Genomic DNA, 17432 nt, shown 5'->3' on the forward strand with positions numbered 1-17432 from the left:
GGCCCTATCGGATATATACCTCCGGCAGAAGCTGAGGCAAACTACTACCGGCAACTCGCCAGTCAAGCCTCCACGGTGGAGGCATGACTTAAACCAAACAGCCTCCATGAAACCCGGGGCGATTCAAGCGCAGTTAATCAAGATACGGTTCACGCTTCCTCTCCTCTTGCTGGCTCTTTTTTCCCGCACACCATGCGAAACAGTCTTCTTTGGCGACTGCATGCGGAATGGCTTTGATCTTGCCAGCTGCGCGCGACTTCGTCGCCTTGACCCCTGTCAGAACTAACAGGGGTGCACCTCCTTTTTCTTTCAACCAGGGCAAAAAAACGACAATTTAGCTGCCGTTGATTCCGATGCGGCGAGGCTCAGAAGGAAGAAGTGGGGTTGGGGTCGATGTTGTTGTTTAATGCATGCGCCAGGGCAGAACAAGCCCCTGCGGCGCGCGATCATGCGGACTCGCGCTGTCTGCTGCGTGGGATGTGTTGGCAGCGGCGCACTATTGGGCTCAGCATCCGTCCGGCATCTGTTTTCGATCCGGCTGCCGCACGTTCCCCCAGAGCCGCGGCAAGGCGCAGGACTGACCGCGCCAGCGCGCGTGACTGGTTGCAGCAGCAGGCGCGCCTGCCTGATCTGATGCGCCGCGATGTGATGATGCAGGGCGGGATGGACGGCTTGGCGCTTGCGCAGTTTGCAAGAGCGCGGTTCCCGGCGCTGAAGATTGCCCTGATGACGGGATACGCCGAACAACTTGAGGCCATCTCAAGTCAGGACTACGAGATCACTCCAAAACCGTGCTCGCCCGTCACACTGACAGACGTGATTGCCCGGGTGACAACCTGAACCGTCTGCAACCTCGGAGACAGGCATCAAAAACGCCTGTAGCCCTCTACTTATAGGCGCCAGCAGCTATCAAATAGTGAGCAGCAGGGGTGCATGACTTCAGTTCGGCGCGATCGCCGGCAGGCGCACCGTGAACTCCGAGCCCCGCCCCTCGCCAGCGCTGCGGGCCTGCACACTGCCGCCATGCAGTTCGGCGATCTCTCGCACCATGGCTAGGCCAACGCCCAGGCCGCCAGGGACCATGTCACTGGCCGCACGCTCTTGTGTGAAGAGTTCGAAAATGCGCGGCAATACATCGGGCGCAATGCCGATGCCGGTGTCTTCAACACGGAACACGACGTCTGTGCCTTCCTGCACCACCTTGATCCAAATATTGCCCCCTTCCGGCGTGTATTTAATGGCATTGCCCAGCAGGTTCAGCACCAGCCGCTGCATCAGGCTTTCGTCCATGTCGATCTCCAGCGCACTGGCCGGGCGAAGCGTCACCAGCGTCAGGCTCCGGCCGGCTGCCGTCTCCTGCAGGCTGACCACCACGTCCTCCAAAAAACGGCACAGGTCCATGCGCTGGAGCTGGGGCTCGACCTTGCCGGTCTCCAGGCGCGTCACGTCCATCAGATCGTCGGCCAGACGAGTCAGCGCGGCGACCTGGCGCGCGATGATCTGCAGGGCGCCGTCAATGCGCGGATCGGGCGCAAGGCGCCGAATGATGTGGGTGGCGGTGCTCAGGGGCGCCAGTGGATTGCGTAATTCATGGCCCAGGGTCTTGAGAAACTGGTGCGTGCGCTCTCGCGATTCGCGCTGCGCGACAAGTGCAGTTTCAAGCGATTCAAGTTGAGTGCGCAGGTCGGTGCGGTCGCGCAGTATCTTGATGAAGCCGACCAACTTGCCGTCATCGTCACGCACCGACGACACGGCCCCGGTGGCCCAGATGCGGGTGCCGTCCTTGCGCAAATGCCAGCGGTCGTCCTCGGAGCGGCTATTGACGCTCGCCACTGCAAGTTCGTACTTGTCGAAGCCGCGCGCCTGGTCCTCGGGGGTGAAGATAGCTGCCAGGTTGTGGCCGATGACCTCTTCAGCGCGGTAACCCAGGATTTCCTCGGCAGCGCCCAACCAGGCGGTAATGATGCCGTCGACGTCCATGCAGATGAAGGCATGCTCGCGGTTGGCCAACAGCCAGCGACCAGTCAGGCCCAGGGTGCCCTCAGGAATGGTGCGGCTCACAGGATGGGAGGGTGCGCGCGGGTGGCGCTCAACATTGGGGGTAGTGGGAGTCAGCGCAGGCATGACCCACTGTCGCCTCCCCGCTGCACCCACGGTGTAGGACAGCATCGACAGCGCCGGTCACCGCCGCGCACGCGGCCCAGGCGGTCGATGTCTGTCGTCCAGTCTGGGGGCGGTGGGCCTGCAACACCTGCTGGCCATCGGCGGAGCTGGTTACTTCCGGCAAAAAGTGGTGCGCCTACACATCAAGCAAGGCCAGCTCCACCAGGTAGCCGGTGCACCCGAATTTTCATACGTGACCTGCGCGGTGTAAGCGGCCGCGGCCGACATGACAGTGCTGGCGCAGGCTGGCCGGGCTGTGCCATGCGGTCTCCGGCAGGACACAAGGCAGTCCAAGGCTCCGGGTAGAGGGCGGACCAGCGCATCAGACCTGAACAATGGCGCGATCACGCACTCTTCAGGCCTGCGGACCCGGGCTCTGACCCTGCGCTTGCGCAAGCAGCGACGGGAGTCAGCGCATCGGCCAGGCGTTGCTTCGCTAAACTCGCCCCATGGCTACTTCTTCCTCAGCCGCCCTCGCCCCCAAGGGCGCGCCCCGCTCACTCTCTGGCCTGCTGCCCTTTTTGCGTCCCTATCGCGGTCGGATTCTCGCAGCCGTGTTTTTCCTGGTCATGGCAGCTGTCGCCACGCTGGTGTTCCCTCTGGCGCTGCGCGGCCTGATTGACGGAGGCTTGAGCGCGTCGGAGCCGGGTCAGCAACTGATGGCGCTGCGCACCCACTTCTTCGAGCTGTTCGGCGTAGCTGCGGCGCTGGGTCTTTTTTCGGCCGGTCGCTTCTACATGGTCAGTTGGCTGGGAGAACGCGTGACGGCCGACCTGCGCAACGCGGTCTACGGCCATGTGGTGCGGCAGAGCCCGGAGTTTTTCGAGACCACCCAGACAGGTGAGGTGCTGTCGCGCCTGACCGGCGACACCACGCTGGTGCAGACCGTAGTGGGCTCGTCGCTGAGCATGGGCCTGCGCAATGCGGTCATGGGTGTGGGCGCTTTAGGCATGCTGATCTATACCAACCCTCGCCTGATGGTCCAGGTGCTGGGCGTGCTGGTGTTGATTGTGCTGCCTTCGGTCTGGTTTGGCCGGCGGGTGCGCAAGCTCTCCCGCGCCAGCCAGGACCGGGTGGCCGACTCCAGCGCGATTGCTGCCGAAGTGCTCAACGCGATTCCCGTCGTGCAGAGTTACACCGCCGAGGCACGCGAGTCGGCCCGTTTCGATGCGTCGACGCAGGAGGCCTTCGACACCGCAGTGCGCCGTACCCGTGCGCGCTCGGTACTGATCGCCTTCATCATCATCGCGACCTCGGGCGCGCTGCTGTGGGGGCTGTACCAGGGCACGCAGGCGGTGATGCGCGGCGACATCACAGCTGGCCATCTGGGCCAGACCGTGGTCTATGTGATCATCCTGGCCGGCGCGACGGCGGTGCTTGGCGAGGTCTATGGCGACCTGTTGCGCGCTGCCGGCGCCACCGAGCGGCTGATGGAGCTGCTGGAGACGCAATCCCCCGTCACTTCACCCTTAAATCCGGCTGCAGCCCCCGTGCTGCAAGCGGGTAGCGCTATCAAATTCGAAGCATTGGAGTTTCACTATCCGTCGCGCCCGTTGCAGGCCGCCCTCACCAATTTTTCGCTGGAGGTGGCACCCGGGGAAACCGTGGCCATCGTCGGGCCCAGTGGCGCCGGCAAAAGCACGGTGTTCCAGCTTCTGCTGCGTTTTTACGACCCGGCCTCGGGCCGCATCACGCTGGACGGCGTGGCGACCCGCGACTTGGCACTGGACGACCTGCGCCAGCGCATCGGCATCGTGCCACAGGACGCGGTGATTTTTTCGAGCAGCGCGCTGGAAAATATCCGTTACGGCAAACCCGGCGCCAGCGACGAGGAAACCAAAGCCGCTGCGCGCGCCGCGTTTGCGCACGAGTTCATCATGAATCTGCCCGAGGGTTACGACACCTTCCTCGGCGAGCGCGGCGTGCGCCTGTCGGGTGGGCAGCGCCAGCGCATCGCCATTGCGCGTGCCATGCTGAAAAACGCGCCGCTGCTGCTGTTGGACGAAGCCACCAGTGCCCTCGACGCAGAAAGTGAACGCATGGTGCAGGCCGCGCTGGAGTCGGCTATGAGGGGCCGCACCACCCTGGTCATTGCGCACAGGCTGGCAACAGTGCAGCAGGCAGACCGCATCGTCGTGCTGGACCACGGCAAGCTGGTCGAACAGGGCACCCATGCTGAATTGGTGATGCGCGGCGGCATTTATGCCCGGCTCGCCGCGCTGCAGTTCAACGCCTGAGCGAATACGGGAAGAGTAAGCCCTGGTTATGCGTTTAGTGCATGACAACCCATGAACCCGGCCTTGGACAGTTGAACGCGGCGCGCCTAAGCTGTGGCCATTGATCTTCCAACAGGAGTATTTGATGTCGCAAGCTTCCCCCGCCATCACCCCCACGCTGGCACACCCGCTTCCCTCTTACCTGCAGGCCGACAACCTTGGCCCCTGGGGCAACTACCTGCAGCAGGTGGACCGCGTGATCCCGCACCTGGGCAGCCTGGCGCGCTGGGCCGAAACACTGAAGCGCCCCAAGCGCGTTCTGATCGTCGATGTGCCCATCCACATGGACGACGGCACAGTGGCTCACTTTGAAGGCTACCGCGTGCAGCACAACGTCTCACGCGGGCCGGGCAAGGGTGGCGTGCGTTTTCACCAGGATGTGACCCTGTCCGAGGTGATGGCACTGTCGGCCTGGATGTCCATCAAGAACGCCGCCGTGAATGTTCCCTATGGCGGCGCCAAGGGCGGCATCCGCGTCGACCCGAAAAAGCTGTCACGCGGCGAACTGGAGCGTATGACGCGCCGCTACACCAGCGAGATCGGCATCATCATCGGCCCCAACAAGGACATACCCGCGCCCGACGTGAACACCAACGAGCAGATCATGGCCTGGATGATGGACACCTACTCGATGAACACCGGCTCGACCTCGACCGGTGTGGTCACCGGCAAACCGGTGGACTTGGGCGGCTCGCTGGGCCGGCGCGAAGCCACCGGCCGTGGTGTCTTCACCGTGGGTGTGGAAGCCGCCAAACACACAGGCTTGGACATCAGCACCGCACGTGTGGCGGTGCAGGGTTTCGGCAATGTGGGTGGCGTGGCCGGCAAGCTGTTTGCCGAGGCCGGCGCGCGCATCGTCGCGGTGCAGGACCATGGCGGCACGATTTACCGCGAGGCCGGCCTGGACGTGCCCTCGCTGCTCAAACATGTGGCCGAGACCGGCAGCGTTGGCGGTTTTGCGCAGGCCGAGACCCTGACCAACGACCAGTTCTGGGATGTGGACTGCGAGATCCTGATCCCTGCGGCGCTGGAGCAGCAAATTACCAAACACAACGCCGGGCGAATCAAGGCGCGCATGGTGATCGAGGGCGCCAACGGACCGACCACGCCCGAAGCCGACGACATCCTGCACGAACGCAACGTGCTGGTGCTGCCCGACGTGATCGCCAACGCCGGCGGCGTGACCGTCAGCTACTTCGAATGGGTGCAGGATTTTTCGAGCTTCTTCTGGGACGAAGCCGAAATCAATTCCCGTCTGGTGCGCATCATGAAAGAAGCCTTTGCCGCTGTCTGGCAAGTGGCACAAGACCACAAGGTCAGCCTGCGCACCGCGACGTTTATCGTGGCCTGCAAACGGATTTTGCACACGCGTGAGTTGCGGGGTTTGTACCCCTAACTACCTGCGCGCTCGCATCAGTATGAGAGGATATCTGCGGCTTTCATTTCAAGCATGGGCCGCGGAACCGGCTTTGCCGGGCCGCAGGCGTAGCGGCCCCCTCGGGGGCAGGGAGTTACACGCAGTGAGCGACCGTAGGGGCCTCAGTCATTGAAGTGTTTCCTTGGCGATTTCAGGCAGTGGCAAAGGCATCACTTCGATGCCCTCCTCGATCAGTTCAATCGCTTCGGCCCGGCTGGCCTGGCCGCGGATGCTGCGCTGCTCGGCATCGCCGTAATGCATGGCGCGTGCCTCGTCGGCAAATCGCTGGCCGACGTCTTCGGTGTTGGCCAGTACATGGCGCAAAGCCTTCAGAAAGCCGGCCTGCACGTCCGGCTCACCGGCCACGGCCACCACGTCCTGCGTTGGGCCGCCGGCCGACGCCGCTGCTGGCAGGGACAGGGCGCGTGAGCCAGAAGCTAGCGCCGGTTCAGACGCCGATGCGCCCAGATTCAGGCGCGGCGCACTGGGCATCTTCCGGATAGTGGGGTCACCGCACAACGGGCAGGTCACCAGACCCCGGCCCAGTTGGCTTTGAAAATCACCTTCCGATGCAAACCAGCCTTCAAAGGCATGCTGGTGCGAGCACTGGAGATCAAGGACTTTCATGCCCTGATTATCGGACAGTGTCGGCGCCAGCGCTGTCCTGCCAGTCGAGAACCCATGCGCCCGACAACACGTTTTGCAGCCAGAGCGCACCGGTCAGGGTCTTGCCATCGGTGACGCGGCCATCGCCGCACCATTGCAGCAGCTCGGCCGGGCTGGCGGTGAACACATCCAGGAACTCGCCAGCATCGAGCTGGCGCTCGCCAGCGCTCAACTCCCTGGCAAACCAGATGTCGATGAATTCGGTGGAATAGGAAATCACCGGATGCATCACGCCGGCTCGCGCCCAGCGGCTAGCGCTGTAGCCGGTTTCCTCCAGCAACTCGCGTTGCGCGCAGGCCAGCGATCCTTCGCCGGCGTCGAGCTTGCCGGCGGGGAATTCGACCATCACCGCCTGCACCGGATAGCGGTACTGGCGCTCCAGCACCAGTCGGCCGTCATCGAGCTGGGCAATGATCATGACGGCTCCGGGGTGGCGCACATATTCGCGCGTGGCCTCACGACCGTCCGGCAAGCGCACAGTGTCACGGAAGGCATGGAGGAAGTGACCCTTGATCAGCTCCCGGCACTCAAGGGTGTGTTCCTTGAGATGAGCGTCATCCGCAGAATCGGGAAGCGCTGAAGGCGTGTCGGCCGTCACCATGCTTACCGGTGTTTGAACAGGTAGCGGTGGACAAAGCCCGGGAAGGCAAAAGTGATGAACAGGGTCGCGGTGATCGCGTAGAACTCCCAGCCCTGCGGCGCGATTTGCCCGGCACGTTGCTCCAGAAGCAGGCCGATGCCGCCCACCACAAAGTACCAGAACACCATTTCAGCCAGGCGCACGGCCAGCAGCTTGGGCCGCGACAGGGGAAACACCGCGAGCAGGCGGTTGCTGATAAACGGCAGGTTGGCTGCCACAAGGGCCAGCACCACCACCAACCATACCGACGCAGTCTGGGTCATGTCCCCAGTGACTTCACGACGCTGGCAATCGCTTGGGTGCACAGGGTCATCAGACCGCCGGGCATGATGCCGAGCAACAGCACCAGCGCACCGTTGATGGACAGAACCACACGGGCGTCTGCAGGCGCATGGATGGCGGTGGGCATACCGGTATTCGGCGCATCAAAGTACATCACCTTGACCACACGCAGGTAATAGAAGGCGCCGACCAGCGACATCATCACGGCAAACACGGCCAGCACGATGTAAGCGGTGTGCTGCGAGGAAACCAGCGCCTGCAGCACGCCCAGCTTGGCGTAGAAGCCAACCACCGGTGGCACGCCAGCAAGAGAGAACATGCAGACCGCCATGACACCGGCGAACAGCGGGCTGCGCTGGTTCAAACCGGCCAGGTCGGAGATTTCTTCAGACTCGTGGCCTGCACGCGCCAGCAACAAAATGATGCCGAACACCGCCAATGTGGTCAGGACATACGTGACGGCGTAGAACATGGCCGCACCGTAGGCAAACTCCGCGTTGAGCTTGTTGCCGTTGACCACACCGGCCAGCAAGGCCAGCAGCAAAAATCCCATCTGCGAGATCGTCGAAAACGCCAGCATGCGCTTGAGGTTGCTCTGCGCGATGGCTGCAAGGTTGCCCACCAGCAGTGAACCGATCGCCAGGACGGCCAGCATCTGCTGCCAGTCGATGGCCAGCGGCAACATACCCTGCACCAGCAGGCGAATGCAGATGGCAAAGGCCGCGAGCTGTGGCGCCGCCCCGATCAACAGAGTGATAGCCGTGGGCGCGCCCTGGTAGACGTCCGGCAACCACATGTGAAAAGGCACGGCGCCGAGCTTGAAAGCCAGGCCGGCCACGATGAACACTAGGCCGAACACCAGCACCGCGTGTTTCACCTCGCGACTGGCTATTTTCTGGTAGACCTCGCTGATGTCCAGTGAACCCGTGGCCCCGTACATCATGGACAGGCCATACAGTAAAAAGCCCGACGCCAGGGCGCCGAGAACAAAGTACTTCATGGCCGCCTCGGTGGCCGTGGCGTTGTCGCGGCGCAGTGCCACCAGCGCGTAGCTGGACAGCGTCATCAACTCCAGGCCCATGTAGATCACCAGGAAGTTGTGACCGGAAATCATCACGAACATGCCCAGCAAGGCAAACATGGCCAGGGTGAACAACTCGCCGCCACGCAGCATCTGGCGGTCTGCGGCATAAGGCCGGGCATACACCAGTGTGACCATCATGGCAATCGATGCGAAGCACTTCAGCCAGTTGGCCATGGGGTCGCTTACCACCATGTTGCCAAACCCGTAAACCGTGTTGCCACCGATGGCGTAGGCTGCCGTCAGCGCAGCCACCACGGCCAGCGTGAGCAGGGTCAACACATAGGTCAGCGTGCGCTGCGGGCTCTTGACGCCGAGATCCACCAGCAAGATGACACAGGCCATCGTCAACAGAACGATTTCCGGGTAAATCGCGATCCAACTGAGTTTGTCAATCATCTGAAATTCTTTGAATGGTTGCTTATTGCAGTTTGGAGATCGCCACGTGCTTAAGCAGGCCGGCTACCGAGCTGTCCATCACGTCGGTGAAGGGCTTGGGATAAATACCCATGAACATCACCGCAATCGCCAGCAGGGACAGCATCAAAAACTCGCGGTCGTTGATATCGGTCAGCCCCTTGACGTCCTCATTGGCGACAGGCCCGAGGTACACCCGCTTGAACATCCACAGCGTGTAGGCCGCCCCGAAGATGAGCGCGGTCGATGCGGCCAAGCCGATCCAGAAGTTGAACTTGATGGCGCCCAGAATGACCATCCACTCGCCGACAAAACCGGCGGTGGCCGGCAAGCCGCAATTGGCCATGGCAAACAGCAGGGCAAAGGCGGTGAACTTGGGCATGGTGTTGACCACGCCACCGTAACTGGCGATCTCGCGCGAATGTACCCTGTCATACAACACGCCGATGCACAGGAACATGGCGCCCGAGACAAAACCGTGCGCAATCATCTGCACGATGCCGCCCGACACGCCGAGATCGTTGAAGATGAAAAAGCCCAGCGTCACGAAACCCATGTGTGCCACCGACGAATAGGCCACCAGTTTTTTCATGTCCTGTTGGACCATGGCGACCAAGCCCACGTAGATCACTGCGATCAGGGACAGTGCGATCATCAGCCAGGCCCATTCACGCGCCGCATCCGGTGCAATCGGCATCGAAAAACGCAGAAAGCCATAGGCGCCCAGCTTGAGCATGATGGCGGCCAGCACGGCGGAGCCGCCGGTCGGCGCTTCCACGTGCACGTCAGGCAACCAGGTATGCACCGGCCACATCGGCACCTTGACGGCGAAGGCGGCAAAAAACGCAAAAAACAGAAAGGTCTGCGCCGTGCTGCTCAGAGGCAGGGTGTACCAGGTCGCCAGGTCAAAGCTGCCACCGGACTTGACGTAGAGGAAGATCAGCGCGATCAGCATCAGCAGCGAGCCGAGCAGCGTGTAGAGGAAGAACTTGAAGGCCGCATAAATCTTGCGCGGTCCACCCCAGATGCCGATGATGAGGTACATCGGGATCAGCGTCGCCTCGAAAAACACGTAAAACAACATCCCGTCGAGCGCGGTGAATACCCCAATCATCAGCCCGCTGAGGATCAGGAAAGACGCCATGTACTGGTTGACGCGGGTGGTGATGGATTCCCAACTGGCGATGATCACGACCACATTGATGAAGGCCGTCAGCAGTACAAACCACAAGGAGATGCCGTCCACGCCAAGGTGGTAATTGATGTTGAAACGATCAATCCATGCCGCCTTTTCGACGAACTGTATGGCGGTCGTACCCACTTCAAAACCGCTGTACAGCGGCAGGGTCACCAGAAAACTGACCAACGCGCCAATCAGCGCAATCCAGCGCACGCTGCGCGCCTGGTCGTCACGGCCCAACGCCAGCAGAACGACGCCGAAAAAAATCGGCGTCCAGATGGCAAGACTCAACAATCCCATTTTTATATTCCTATTTGCCGAGCAGTTCTTTGAACATCGGCCAGGTCACGAAATAGCTGATCAGGATGAAAATGCCCATGATCATGGCCAGAGCGTAGTGGTAGATGTAGCCGGTCTGAACCTTGCGTACGACGCTGGATACCCAGCCCACCAGTTTCCAGGACCCGTTGACCAGCGCCCCATCGATCATCTTTTCGTCACCGCCCTTCCAGAGACCCACGCCCAGCCCCCGTGCGCCGCGAGCCAACACGTTTTCATTGAACCAGTCCATGTAGTACTTGTTCTCGAGCAGCGTGTAGATCGGTTCCACCCTCCGCTTGATGGCAGCCGGCAATGCGGGATTCACCATGTACATGTAGTAGGCCGCGGCCACCCCCGCCAGGGCCAGCCAGAATGGAGCGGTTTGCAGCCCGTGCAGCGCCATCTGGGCCGGGCCGTGGAATATTTTGGCCAGCTCGGCCATGGCCGGATGTTTGTCCGCGTTGACGAAAATCGCATCCTTGAGGAAGTCGCCGAATAACATGGCGTCTATGGTCAGGAAACCGATGACCACCGACGGAACCGCCAGCAACAGCAGTGGTGCGGTCACCACCCAGGGCGACTCATGCGGCGCATGGTGCGCGTCGTGGTGGTCATGTCCATGATCATCATGGTGGGCATCGGGGTTCTGGTCAAAGCGCTCCTTGCCATGAAACACGAGGAAGTACATGCGGAAGGAATAAAACGCCGTGACGAAGACACCGGTGAGAACCGCGAAGTAAGCGAAACCGGCACCGGGCAGGTTGCTGAAATGCACCGCCTCGATGATGCTGTCCTTGGAATAAAAGCCCGCGAACAGGGGGGTGCCAATCAAGGCCAATGACCCGAGCAAGGCGGTGATCCAGGTGATGGGCATGTATTTGCGCAGACCGCCCATCCAGCGGATGTCCTGGTTGTGGTGCACACCCATGATGACGGAACCGGCTGCCAGAAACAGCAGTGCCTTGAAGAATGCGTGCGTCATCAGGTGGAACACGGCTACCGAGTATGCAGACGCCCCCAACGCTACGGTCATGTAACCAAGCTGCGACAGGGTCGAATACGCAACCACCCGCTTGATGTCGTTCTGGATGATGCCCAGGAATCCCATGAACAGCGCCGTGATCGCGCCTATCACCATGATGAAACTCAGGGCCGTGTCGCTCAATTCGAACAACGGTGACATGCGTGCCACCATGAAGATGCCGGCGGTCACCATGGTGGCCGCGTGGATCAGCGCCGAAATCGGTGTCGGGCCTTCCATCGAATCGGGCAGCCAGACATGCAGCGGAAACTGTGCCGACTTGCCCATGGCGCCGATGAACAGGCAAATGCAGATCACGGTGATCAGCATCCAGTCCGTACCCGGCAGGGTGAGCGCAGCAATCTCGCCCGACTTGGCAAAGACTTCGATGTAGTTGAGAGTACCTGCGTAAGCGGCGAGCAGGCCAATGCCAAGAATGAAGCCGAAGTCGCCGACGCGGTTGACCAGAAAGGCCTTCATGTTGGCGAAGATCGCGGTTGGCTTGTTGAACCAGAAACCAATCAACAGGTAGGACACCAGGCCCACCGCTTCCCAGCCGAAGAACAGCTGCAGCATGTTGTTGCTCATGACCAGCATCAACATCGAGAAGGTGAACAGCGAGATGTAGGCGAAGAAGCGGTTGTAGCCTTCGTCTTCCTCCATGTAGCCGATGGTGTAGATGTGCACCATCAGAGAGACGAACGTCACCACACACATCATCATGGCGGTCAGGCCATCGACCAGGAAGCCGACTTCCATCTTCAGGCCGCCGACCACCATCCAGGTGTAAAGCGTCTCGTTGAACCTCGCGCCGTCGACTGCTACGCTTTTGAGCGTCATGGCGGAGATCACAAACGCCACCAGCACACCAAGAATGGTCAGCGTGTGCGACAGCCGGCGTCCTATCCAATTGCCGCCGAAGGTGGTACCGAAAATACCGGCAAGCAAGGCACCCGCCAAGGGAGCAAGCGGAACCGCCAGCAGCGTGGCAGCCGAAAGGGTTTGGCTCATGGTTTAACCGCCTGCAGGGCTGCTGTGATAACAGATGCGCCCCTAACGTCGTTAAAGGGGCAGCGTGCCGAAGGCTCGAAGTGAGAAGCGTGGGGGCTCATTTCTTATCCCTTGAGCGTGTTGAGTTCGTCGACGTTGATGCTGGACTTGTTGCGGAACAGCAGCACGAGGATGGCCAGGCCAATCGCGGATTCGGCTGCCGCGACGGTCAGGATGAAAAACACGAAAATCTGCCCGGCCATGTCGCTGAGGTAATACGAGAAAGCAACGAAATTCATGTTGACGGCCAGCAGCATCAGCTCAATGGCCATCAGCAGCACGATCAGGTTCTTCCGGTTCAGGAAGATGCCGATCACCGACAGGGCAAACAGGATGGCGCCCAGCGTCAGGAAGTGTCCCAGCGTGACCATCATGCTTTTTCCTCTGTGGGTGCAACCACCGGTGCGGCCACCGTCGGCTGGATTTTCACCAGCCTGACCCGGTCAGCGCTCTTGACACGAATCTGGTCTGCCGGGTTGATGTATTTGGAGTCCTTGCGCTGACGCAGCGTCAGCGCAATCGCGGCGATGATTGCCACGAGCAGGATCACTGCCGCAATCTCCAGCGGATAGAGATACTCGGAGTACAGCACCTTGCCGAGCTCCTTGGTGTTGGAGAACTGCTCCACCGCCTGGCCGGCCACGGCCAGCGCTGCCTTGGGCTCCTGGCTGGGGCGGAAGCCACCGATTAACACGGCTGCCATCTCGAGGGCGATCAACGTGCCGACGGTGGCGGCGAGCGGAAAGTGCTTCCAGAAATTTTTCCGGACACCGTCCATGTTGACGTCCAGCATCATCACGACGAACAGGAAGAGCACCATCACCGCACCGACATACACCAGCACCAGCGTGATCGCCAGAAACTCGGCTTTCAGCAGTATCCAGACCGCAGCAGCCTGGAAGAAAGCCAGTACCAGATACAGAGCGGCATGCACCGGGTTACGCGCGGTGATCACCTTGAATGCTGCGAACAGCAGCACAAAAGCGAAGACATAAAAGAGACCTGTTCTAGCGTCCATGTTCTGCAAATCTTTCTTGAGCCAGCATCTATCTGGATTGTTCAGCGGTACTTGGCATCCGCGGCGCGGTTGGCTGCGATTTCTTTTTCGTAACGGTCGCCTACGGCCAACAGCATGTCCTTGGTGAAGTACAGGTCGCCGCGTTTTTCGCCGTGGTATTCGAAGATGTGGGTTTCGACGATGGAGTCGACCGGGCAACTCTCCTCGCAGAAGCCGCAGAAGATGCACTTGGTCAGGTCAATGTCATAACGCGAGGTACGCCGGCTGCCGTCGTCGCGAACGTCGGATTCGATGGTGATGGCCATCGCCGGACACACGGCTTCACACAACTTGCAGGCGATGCAGCGTTCTTCACCGTTGTCGTAACGGCGCAGTGCGTGCAGGCCGCGAAAGCGGGGGCTCAGCGGTGTTTTTTCTTCCGGAAACTGGATCGTGATCTTGCGGCTGAACATGTACTTGCCGGTCAGGGCCATGCCCTTGAACAGCTCGGTCAACATGAAGCTGGAGACAAAATCTTTAACGGAGGCTACGGCACTCATGATGATTTCCTGCGCAACTGAGGCATATAGGCGATTCTTTTCAAGCAGGGGCCGCGGAACCGGCTTAGCCGGGCCGCAGGCGCAGCGGCCCCCTCCGGGGGCAGCGCATTACACGAAGTGAAAAGCGTGGGGGCCATATTCACTTCCAGATGTTGTAAGGGGTCTGCATCCAGGCCCCCACCACGACCAGCCAGACAAGCGTGACGGGAATGAAAATTTTCCAGCCCAAACGCATGATCTGGTCGTAACGGAAGCGCGGGAAAGTCGCGCGCACCCACAGGAACATGGTCACGACCACAAAGGTCTTGGCGCCCAGCCAGATCCAGCCCGGAATAAAGGACAGGAACTCGAAGGGGGGCAGCCAACCGCCCAGGAACAGGATGACGGCCAGAATGGCCACCAGCCACATGTTCGCGTATTCGGCCAGGAAGAACATGGCAAAAGACATGCCCGAATATTCAACCATGTGGCCGGCGACGATTTCAGACTCACCCTCCACCACGTCGAACGGGTGGCGGTTGGTCTCGGCCAAGCCCGAGATGAAATACACGACAAAAATGGGCAGCAAGGGCAACCAGTTCCACGACAGGAAATTCATTCCGTAACCTACGCCCATGCCTTTGGCCTGGCTCATCACGATGTCGGTCATGTTCAGGCTGGCCGACACCATGAGAACCACCACCAGACAAAAGCCCATGGCGATCTCGTAGCTCACCATCTGCGCCGAAGCACGCATTGCGCCCAGGAAGGCGTACTTCGAATTGGAGGCCCAGCCCGCGATAATCACGCCGTACACCTCAAGCGAGGTGACCGCCATCAGGAACAGCAAGCCCGCGTTGATGTTGGCCAGCGCCACATCGGGACCGAAAGGAATCACTACCCAGGCCACAAGTGCGGGCATGATGGTCATGATGGGGCCCAGCACAAACAGCCCCTTGCTGGCCGCTGTCGGAATGATGATCTCCTTGGTCAGCAGCTTGAGGGCATCGGCAATCGGCTGCAGCAAACCAAAAGGCCCGATGCGGTTCGGGCCAAGGCGTATCTGGGTGAAGCCAATCGCCTTGCGTTCCCACAGGGTGAGGTAGGCCACACAACCCATCAGGGGCGCCACCACACAAACAATCTTGATCAGGGTCCAGATCACCGGCCACACCGTGCCGGGCCAGATACCGCCCATCAGTCCCTGTCCAGCATTGAAGAAAGTGTCAATCATGCGGCGACTCCTTCAACAACACCTTGCCGGGCGTCGGCGGTCAACTGCAGCGAGCTTGCGCGACGCACCAAGCTGTCGAGCTGGTAAATGCTGGCTACGGCTGGAACGCCCTCCCCTGCGGTCAACTGAATCGCCGATGTGCTGCTGTTGTCCAGCCGCTCGGCCGGCACCTGCGCAGACTGTGCGCCCTGGACCTGCTTGAGCACATCCTGCGAAGACTCGAAATCAAAACCGGGCAGTTCGAGCAGGTTGGCCAGCACGCGTAACACTTTCCACGCCGGGCGAGTTTCACCGAGTGGCTTGACTACGGCATGAAAGCTCTGCACGCGCCCTTCCGCGTTGACAAAGGTGCCAGGGGTTTCGGTGAATGGCGAAATCGGCAACAGCACATCGCTGATGTCCATGTTGGCCTTGAAGGGGCTCAGTGTCACGACCATCTGCGCGGCATTGAGCGCCGCTTTGGCCTCAGCACCGGCCGCCGAATCAAATTCGGGCTCGGTATTGAGCAACAGCACCGCCTTGAGCTTGCCCGCCAGCATTTGCCCGGCGTCCATGCCCTCGCCAGAGGGGAGCGCGCCGACGAGCTGCGCGCCCACGGTGTTGGCGGCTTCGGTCAGGTAACCGACACTGGCGCCGGTTTGCGCAGCGATCCAGTTGGCCAGTGCGAGCAGGCTGCCCGCGTTGGCGTGATGGGCGGCGGCGTTGCCCAGCAAAATAGCCTTGCGTTCGCCACCCATCAGCGACTTGGCGATGGCTTTCGCAGCGTCTGTGGCTTGGCCTGCAGCAGGAGCGGCCACACCCTTTTCTGCAGCAATCGCGATCGCCACATCGGCCAGCGCCTGAGCCCAGGCGGACGGTTCAGCCAGCACGTTGTTGGCCACAGGCATGGCCCAGGCATGCGCAGAGGCCAGTTCCGCTACGGAATTAATAGCACTGAGGGCACAGCCCTTGCGGACGGACTGACGAATTCGTTGCGCAAACAGCGGGTGGTCCTTGCGCAGGTTGGAACCCACCACCAGCACCCGCTGCAGTTGCGACAAGGACGCAATCGAAGTACCCAGCCAGCGCACGCCGGCTTGTGAAGAAAATTCGGCATTGCGCAAACGGTAATCGATGTTGTCGCTCCCGAGAGCGCGCATCAGCAATCCCGCCAGGTACAACTCTTCGAGCGTGCTGTGCGGACTGGCCAATGTGCCTATGCTCGCGGCGCCGTGGTCGGTCTTGATCTGTTTCAGGCCATTCGCGACGTATTCGAGCGCGGTCTGCCAGTCCACCGTTTTCCACTGGCCGCCCTGCTTGATCATCGGGCTTTTCAGACGCTCGTCGCTGCCCAGCGCTTCGTAGGAAAAGCGATCCCGGTCGGCAATCCAGCACTCGTTGATATCTTCGTTTTCCAGTGGCACGACACGCATGACCTGGTTGTTCTTGACCTGGACGATCAGGTTGGCGCCGGTGGAATCGTGCGGGCTTACCGACTTGCGGCGCGACAGCTCCCACGTCCGCGCGCTGTAACGGAAGGGTTTGCTGGTCAGTGCGCCCACTGGGCAGATATCGATCATGTTGCCGGACAGTTCGGAGTCCACCGACATGCCGACAAAAGTCTCGATCTCTGCGTGTTCGCCGCGGTGCGACATACCGAGCTCCATCACGCCGGCGACTTCCTGGCCAAAACGCACGCAGCGTGTGCAGTGGATGCAGCGGCTCATTTCCTCCATGGAGATCAGCGGGCCGACATTCTTGTGGAATACCACGCGCTTTTCTTCTTCGTAACGCGAACCGCTTCCGCCATAGCCAACGGCCAGATCCTGCAACTGGCATTCACCGCCCTGGTCGCAGATCGGGCAATCGAGCGGATGGTTGATCAGCAGAAACTCCATCACGCCCTTCTGGGCCTTGATGGCTTTGTCGCTCTTGGTGTGCACGATCATGCCCTGCGTCACGGGCGTGGCGCAGGCTGGCATGGGCTTGGGCGCCTTCTCGACGTCGACCAGGCACATGCGGCAATTGGCAGCAATGCTGAGTTTTTTGTGATAACAGAAATGCGGAATGTAGGTGCCGGCCTTTTCAGCAGCATGCATCACCGTGCTGCCTTCAAGCACTTCCACTTTCTGGCCGTCGAGTTCTATTTCAACCATATGTATTTCTTTC

The 17432-nt window shown here is 60.8% G+C and carries 15 protein-coding genes; 3 read left to right on the forward strand and 12 right to left on the reverse strand.

Annotated features, from left to right (window positions below; translation table 11 throughout):
* Window positions 1-633: 633 nt before the first annotated feature.
* Window positions 634-840 carry a hypothetical protein gene (locus tag H0W47_RS09315; protein ID WP_296923557.1) on the forward strand — a complete coding sequence of 69 codons (207 nt, stop codon included), beginning with the start codon at window positions 634-636 and terminating at the stop codon, window positions 838-840.
* A gap of 99 nt (window positions 841-939) precedes the next feature.
* Here the strand turns inward: H0W47_RS09315 and H0W47_RS09320 are convergent, their stop codons facing one another.
* Window positions 940-2124, reverse strand: coding sequence for a PAS domain-containing sensor histidine kinase (locus H0W47_RS09320; RefSeq protein ID WP_296923560.1), 1185 nt, complete (start codon window positions 2122-2124; stop codon window positions 940-942).
* A 488-nt stretch (window positions 2125-2612) separates the two neighbouring features.
* Here H0W47_RS09320 and H0W47_RS09325 point away from each other — a divergent pair, with 488 nt between their 5' ends.
* On the forward strand, window positions 2613-4400 hold the full coding sequence (locus tag H0W47_RS09325) for an ABC transporter transmembrane domain-containing protein (protein WP_296923563.1): 1788 nt from the start codon (window positions 2613-2615) through the stop codon (window positions 4398-4400).
* A gap of 124 nt (window positions 4401-4524) precedes the next feature.
* Window positions 4525-5835 carry a Glu/Leu/Phe/Val dehydrogenase gene (locus H0W47_RS09330; protein WP_296923566.1) on the forward strand — a complete coding sequence of 437 codons (1311 nt, stop codon included), beginning with the start codon at window positions 4525-4527 and terminating at the stop codon, window positions 5833-5835.
* A gap of 147 nt (window positions 5836-5982) precedes the next feature.
* Here H0W47_RS09330 and H0W47_RS09335 read toward each other — a convergent pair whose 3' ends face one another.
* The 11 genes from H0W47_RS09335 to nuoG form a co-directional block, all read right to left on the reverse strand.
* Window positions 5983-6483: a DUF1178 family protein gene (locus H0W47_RS09335; protein ID WP_296923569.1), complete on the reverse strand. Its 501-nt coding sequence runs from the start codon at window positions 6481-6483 to the stop codon at window positions 5983-5985.
* Window positions 6484-6490: 7 nt separating this feature from the next.
* The gene (locus H0W47_RS09340) at window positions 6491-7123 is read right to left on the reverse strand and encodes an NUDIX domain-containing protein (RefSeq protein WP_296923571.1); all 633 of its coding nucleotides are present in this window, start codon (window positions 7121-7123) and stop codon (window positions 6491-6493) included.
* Window positions 7124-7125: 2 nt separating this feature from the next.
* Window positions 7126-7425 (reverse strand): DUF2818 family protein, encoded by a 300-nt coding sequence (locus H0W47_RS09345; protein ID WP_296923574.1) that lies wholly within the window; start codon window positions 7423-7425, stop codon window positions 7126-7128.
* Complete coding sequence (nuoN, locus tag H0W47_RS09350) at window positions 7422-8924, reverse strand: NADH-quinone oxidoreductase subunit NuoN (protein ID WP_296923577.1); 1503 nt, start codon at window positions 8922-8924, stop codon at window positions 7422-7424. The genes H0W47_RS09345 and nuoN overlap by 4 nt, the downstream gene beginning before the upstream one ends.
* Before the next feature lie 22 nt (window positions 8925-8946).
* Window positions 8947-10422, reverse strand: a complete 1476-nt coding sequence (locus H0W47_RS09355) for an NADH-quinone oxidoreductase subunit M (RefSeq protein WP_296923580.1) — start codon at window positions 10420-10422, stop codon at window positions 8947-8949.
* A 10-nt stretch (window positions 10423-10432) separates the two neighbouring features.
* Complete coding sequence (nuoL, locus tag H0W47_RS09360) at window positions 10433-12475, reverse strand: NADH-quinone oxidoreductase subunit L (protein WP_296923583.1); 2043 nt, start codon at window positions 12473-12475, stop codon at window positions 10433-10435.
* A gap of 104 nt (window positions 12476-12579) precedes the next feature.
* Window positions 12580-12888: an NADH-quinone oxidoreductase subunit NuoK gene (gene nuoK / locus H0W47_RS09365; protein ID WP_296923585.1), complete on the reverse strand. Its 309-nt coding sequence runs from the start codon at window positions 12886-12888 to the stop codon at window positions 12580-12582.
* The gene (locus H0W47_RS09370; RefSeq protein ID WP_296923587.1) at window positions 12885-13532 is read right to left on the reverse strand and encodes an NADH-quinone oxidoreductase subunit J; all 648 of its coding nucleotides are present in this window, start codon (window positions 13530-13532) and stop codon (window positions 12885-12887) included. Before H0W47_RS09370 ends, nuoK begins: the two co-directional genes overlap by 4 nt.
* A gap of 41 nt (window positions 13533-13573) precedes the next feature.
* Window positions 13574-14071 (reverse strand): NADH-quinone oxidoreductase subunit NuoI, encoded by a 498-nt coding sequence (gene nuoI, locus H0W47_RS09375; RefSeq protein WP_296923590.1) that lies wholly within the window; start codon window positions 14069-14071, stop codon window positions 13574-13576.
* A 139-nt stretch (window positions 14072-14210) separates the two neighbouring features.
* Window positions 14211-15284, reverse strand: coding sequence for an NADH-quinone oxidoreductase subunit NuoH (gene nuoH, locus H0W47_RS09380; RefSeq protein WP_296923594.1), 1074 nt, complete (start codon window positions 15282-15284; stop codon window positions 14211-14213).
* The gene (gene nuoG, locus H0W47_RS09385; protein WP_296923597.1) at window positions 15281-17419 is read right to left on the reverse strand and encodes an NADH-quinone oxidoreductase subunit NuoG; all 2139 of its coding nucleotides are present in this window, start codon (window positions 17417-17419) and stop codon (window positions 15281-15283) included. The genes nuoH and nuoG overlap by 4 nt, the downstream gene beginning before the upstream one ends.
* Window positions 17420-17432 lie beyond the last annotated feature (13 nt).

This window comes from Polaromonas sp. (assembly GCF_013817205.1).
GTDB lineage: Bacteria > Pseudomonadota > Gammaproteobacteria > Burkholderiales > Burkholderiaceae_C > Polaromonas.

Bases quoted from the DNA above. Each gene is read 5' to 3' on its own strand.
- nuoL (WP_296923583.1), bottom strand. From the start codon at position 12,475: ATGAGCCAAACCCTTTCGGCTGCCACGCTGCTGGCGGTTCCGCTTGCT.
- H0W47_RS09330 (WP_296923566.1), top strand. From the start codon at position 4,525: ATGTCGCAAGCTTCCCCCGCCATCACCCCCACGCTGGCACACCCGCTT.
- H0W47_RS09315 (WP_296923557.1), top strand. From the start codon at position 634: ATGCGCCGCGATGTGATGATGCAGGGCGGGATGGACGGCTTGGCGCTT.
- H0W47_RS09325 (WP_296923563.1), top strand. From the start codon at position 2,613: ATGGCTACTTCTTCCTCAGCCGCCCTCGCCCCCAAGGGCGCGCCCCGC.
- H0W47_RS09355 (WP_296923580.1), bottom strand. From the start codon at position 10,422: ATGGGATTGTTGAGTCTTGCCATCTGGACGCCGATTTTTTTCGGCGTC.
- nuoG (WP_296923597.1), bottom strand. From the start codon at position 17,419: ATGGTTGAAATAGAACTCGACGGCCAGAAAGTGGAAGTGCTTGAAGGC.
- nuoK (WP_296923585.1), bottom strand. From the start codon at position 12,888: ATGATGGTCACGCTGGGACACTTCCTGACGCTGGGCGCCATCCTGTTT.
- H0W47_RS09345 (WP_296923574.1), bottom strand. From the start codon at position 7,425: ATGACCCAGACTGCGTCGGTATGGTTGGTGGTGGTGCTGGCCCTTGTG.
- H0W47_RS09340 (WP_296923571.1), bottom strand. From the start codon at position 7,123: ATGGTGACGGCCGACACGCCTTCAGCGCTTCCCGATTCTGCGGATGAC.
- nuoN (WP_296923577.1), bottom strand. From the start codon at position 8,924: ATGATTGACAAACTCAGTTGGATCGCGATTTACCCGGAAATCGTTCTG.
- H0W47_RS09320 (WP_296923560.1), bottom strand. From the start codon at position 2,124: ATGCCTGCGCTGACTCCCACTACCCCCAATGTTGAGCGCCACCCGCGC.
- nuoH (WP_296923594.1), bottom strand. From the start codon at position 15,284: ATGATTGACACTTTCTTCAATGCTGGACAGGGACTGATGGGCGGTATC.
- H0W47_RS09370 (WP_296923587.1), bottom strand. From the start codon at position 13,532: ATGGACGCTAGAACAGGTCTCTTTTATGTCTTCGCTTTTGTGCTGCTG.
- nuoI (WP_296923590.1), bottom strand. From the start codon at position 14,071: ATGAGTGCCGTAGCCTCCGTTAAAGATTTTGTCTCCAGCTTCATGTTG.
- H0W47_RS09335 (WP_296923569.1), bottom strand. From the start codon at position 6,483: ATGAAAGTCCTTGATCTCCAGTGCTCGCACCAGCATGCCTTTGAAGGC.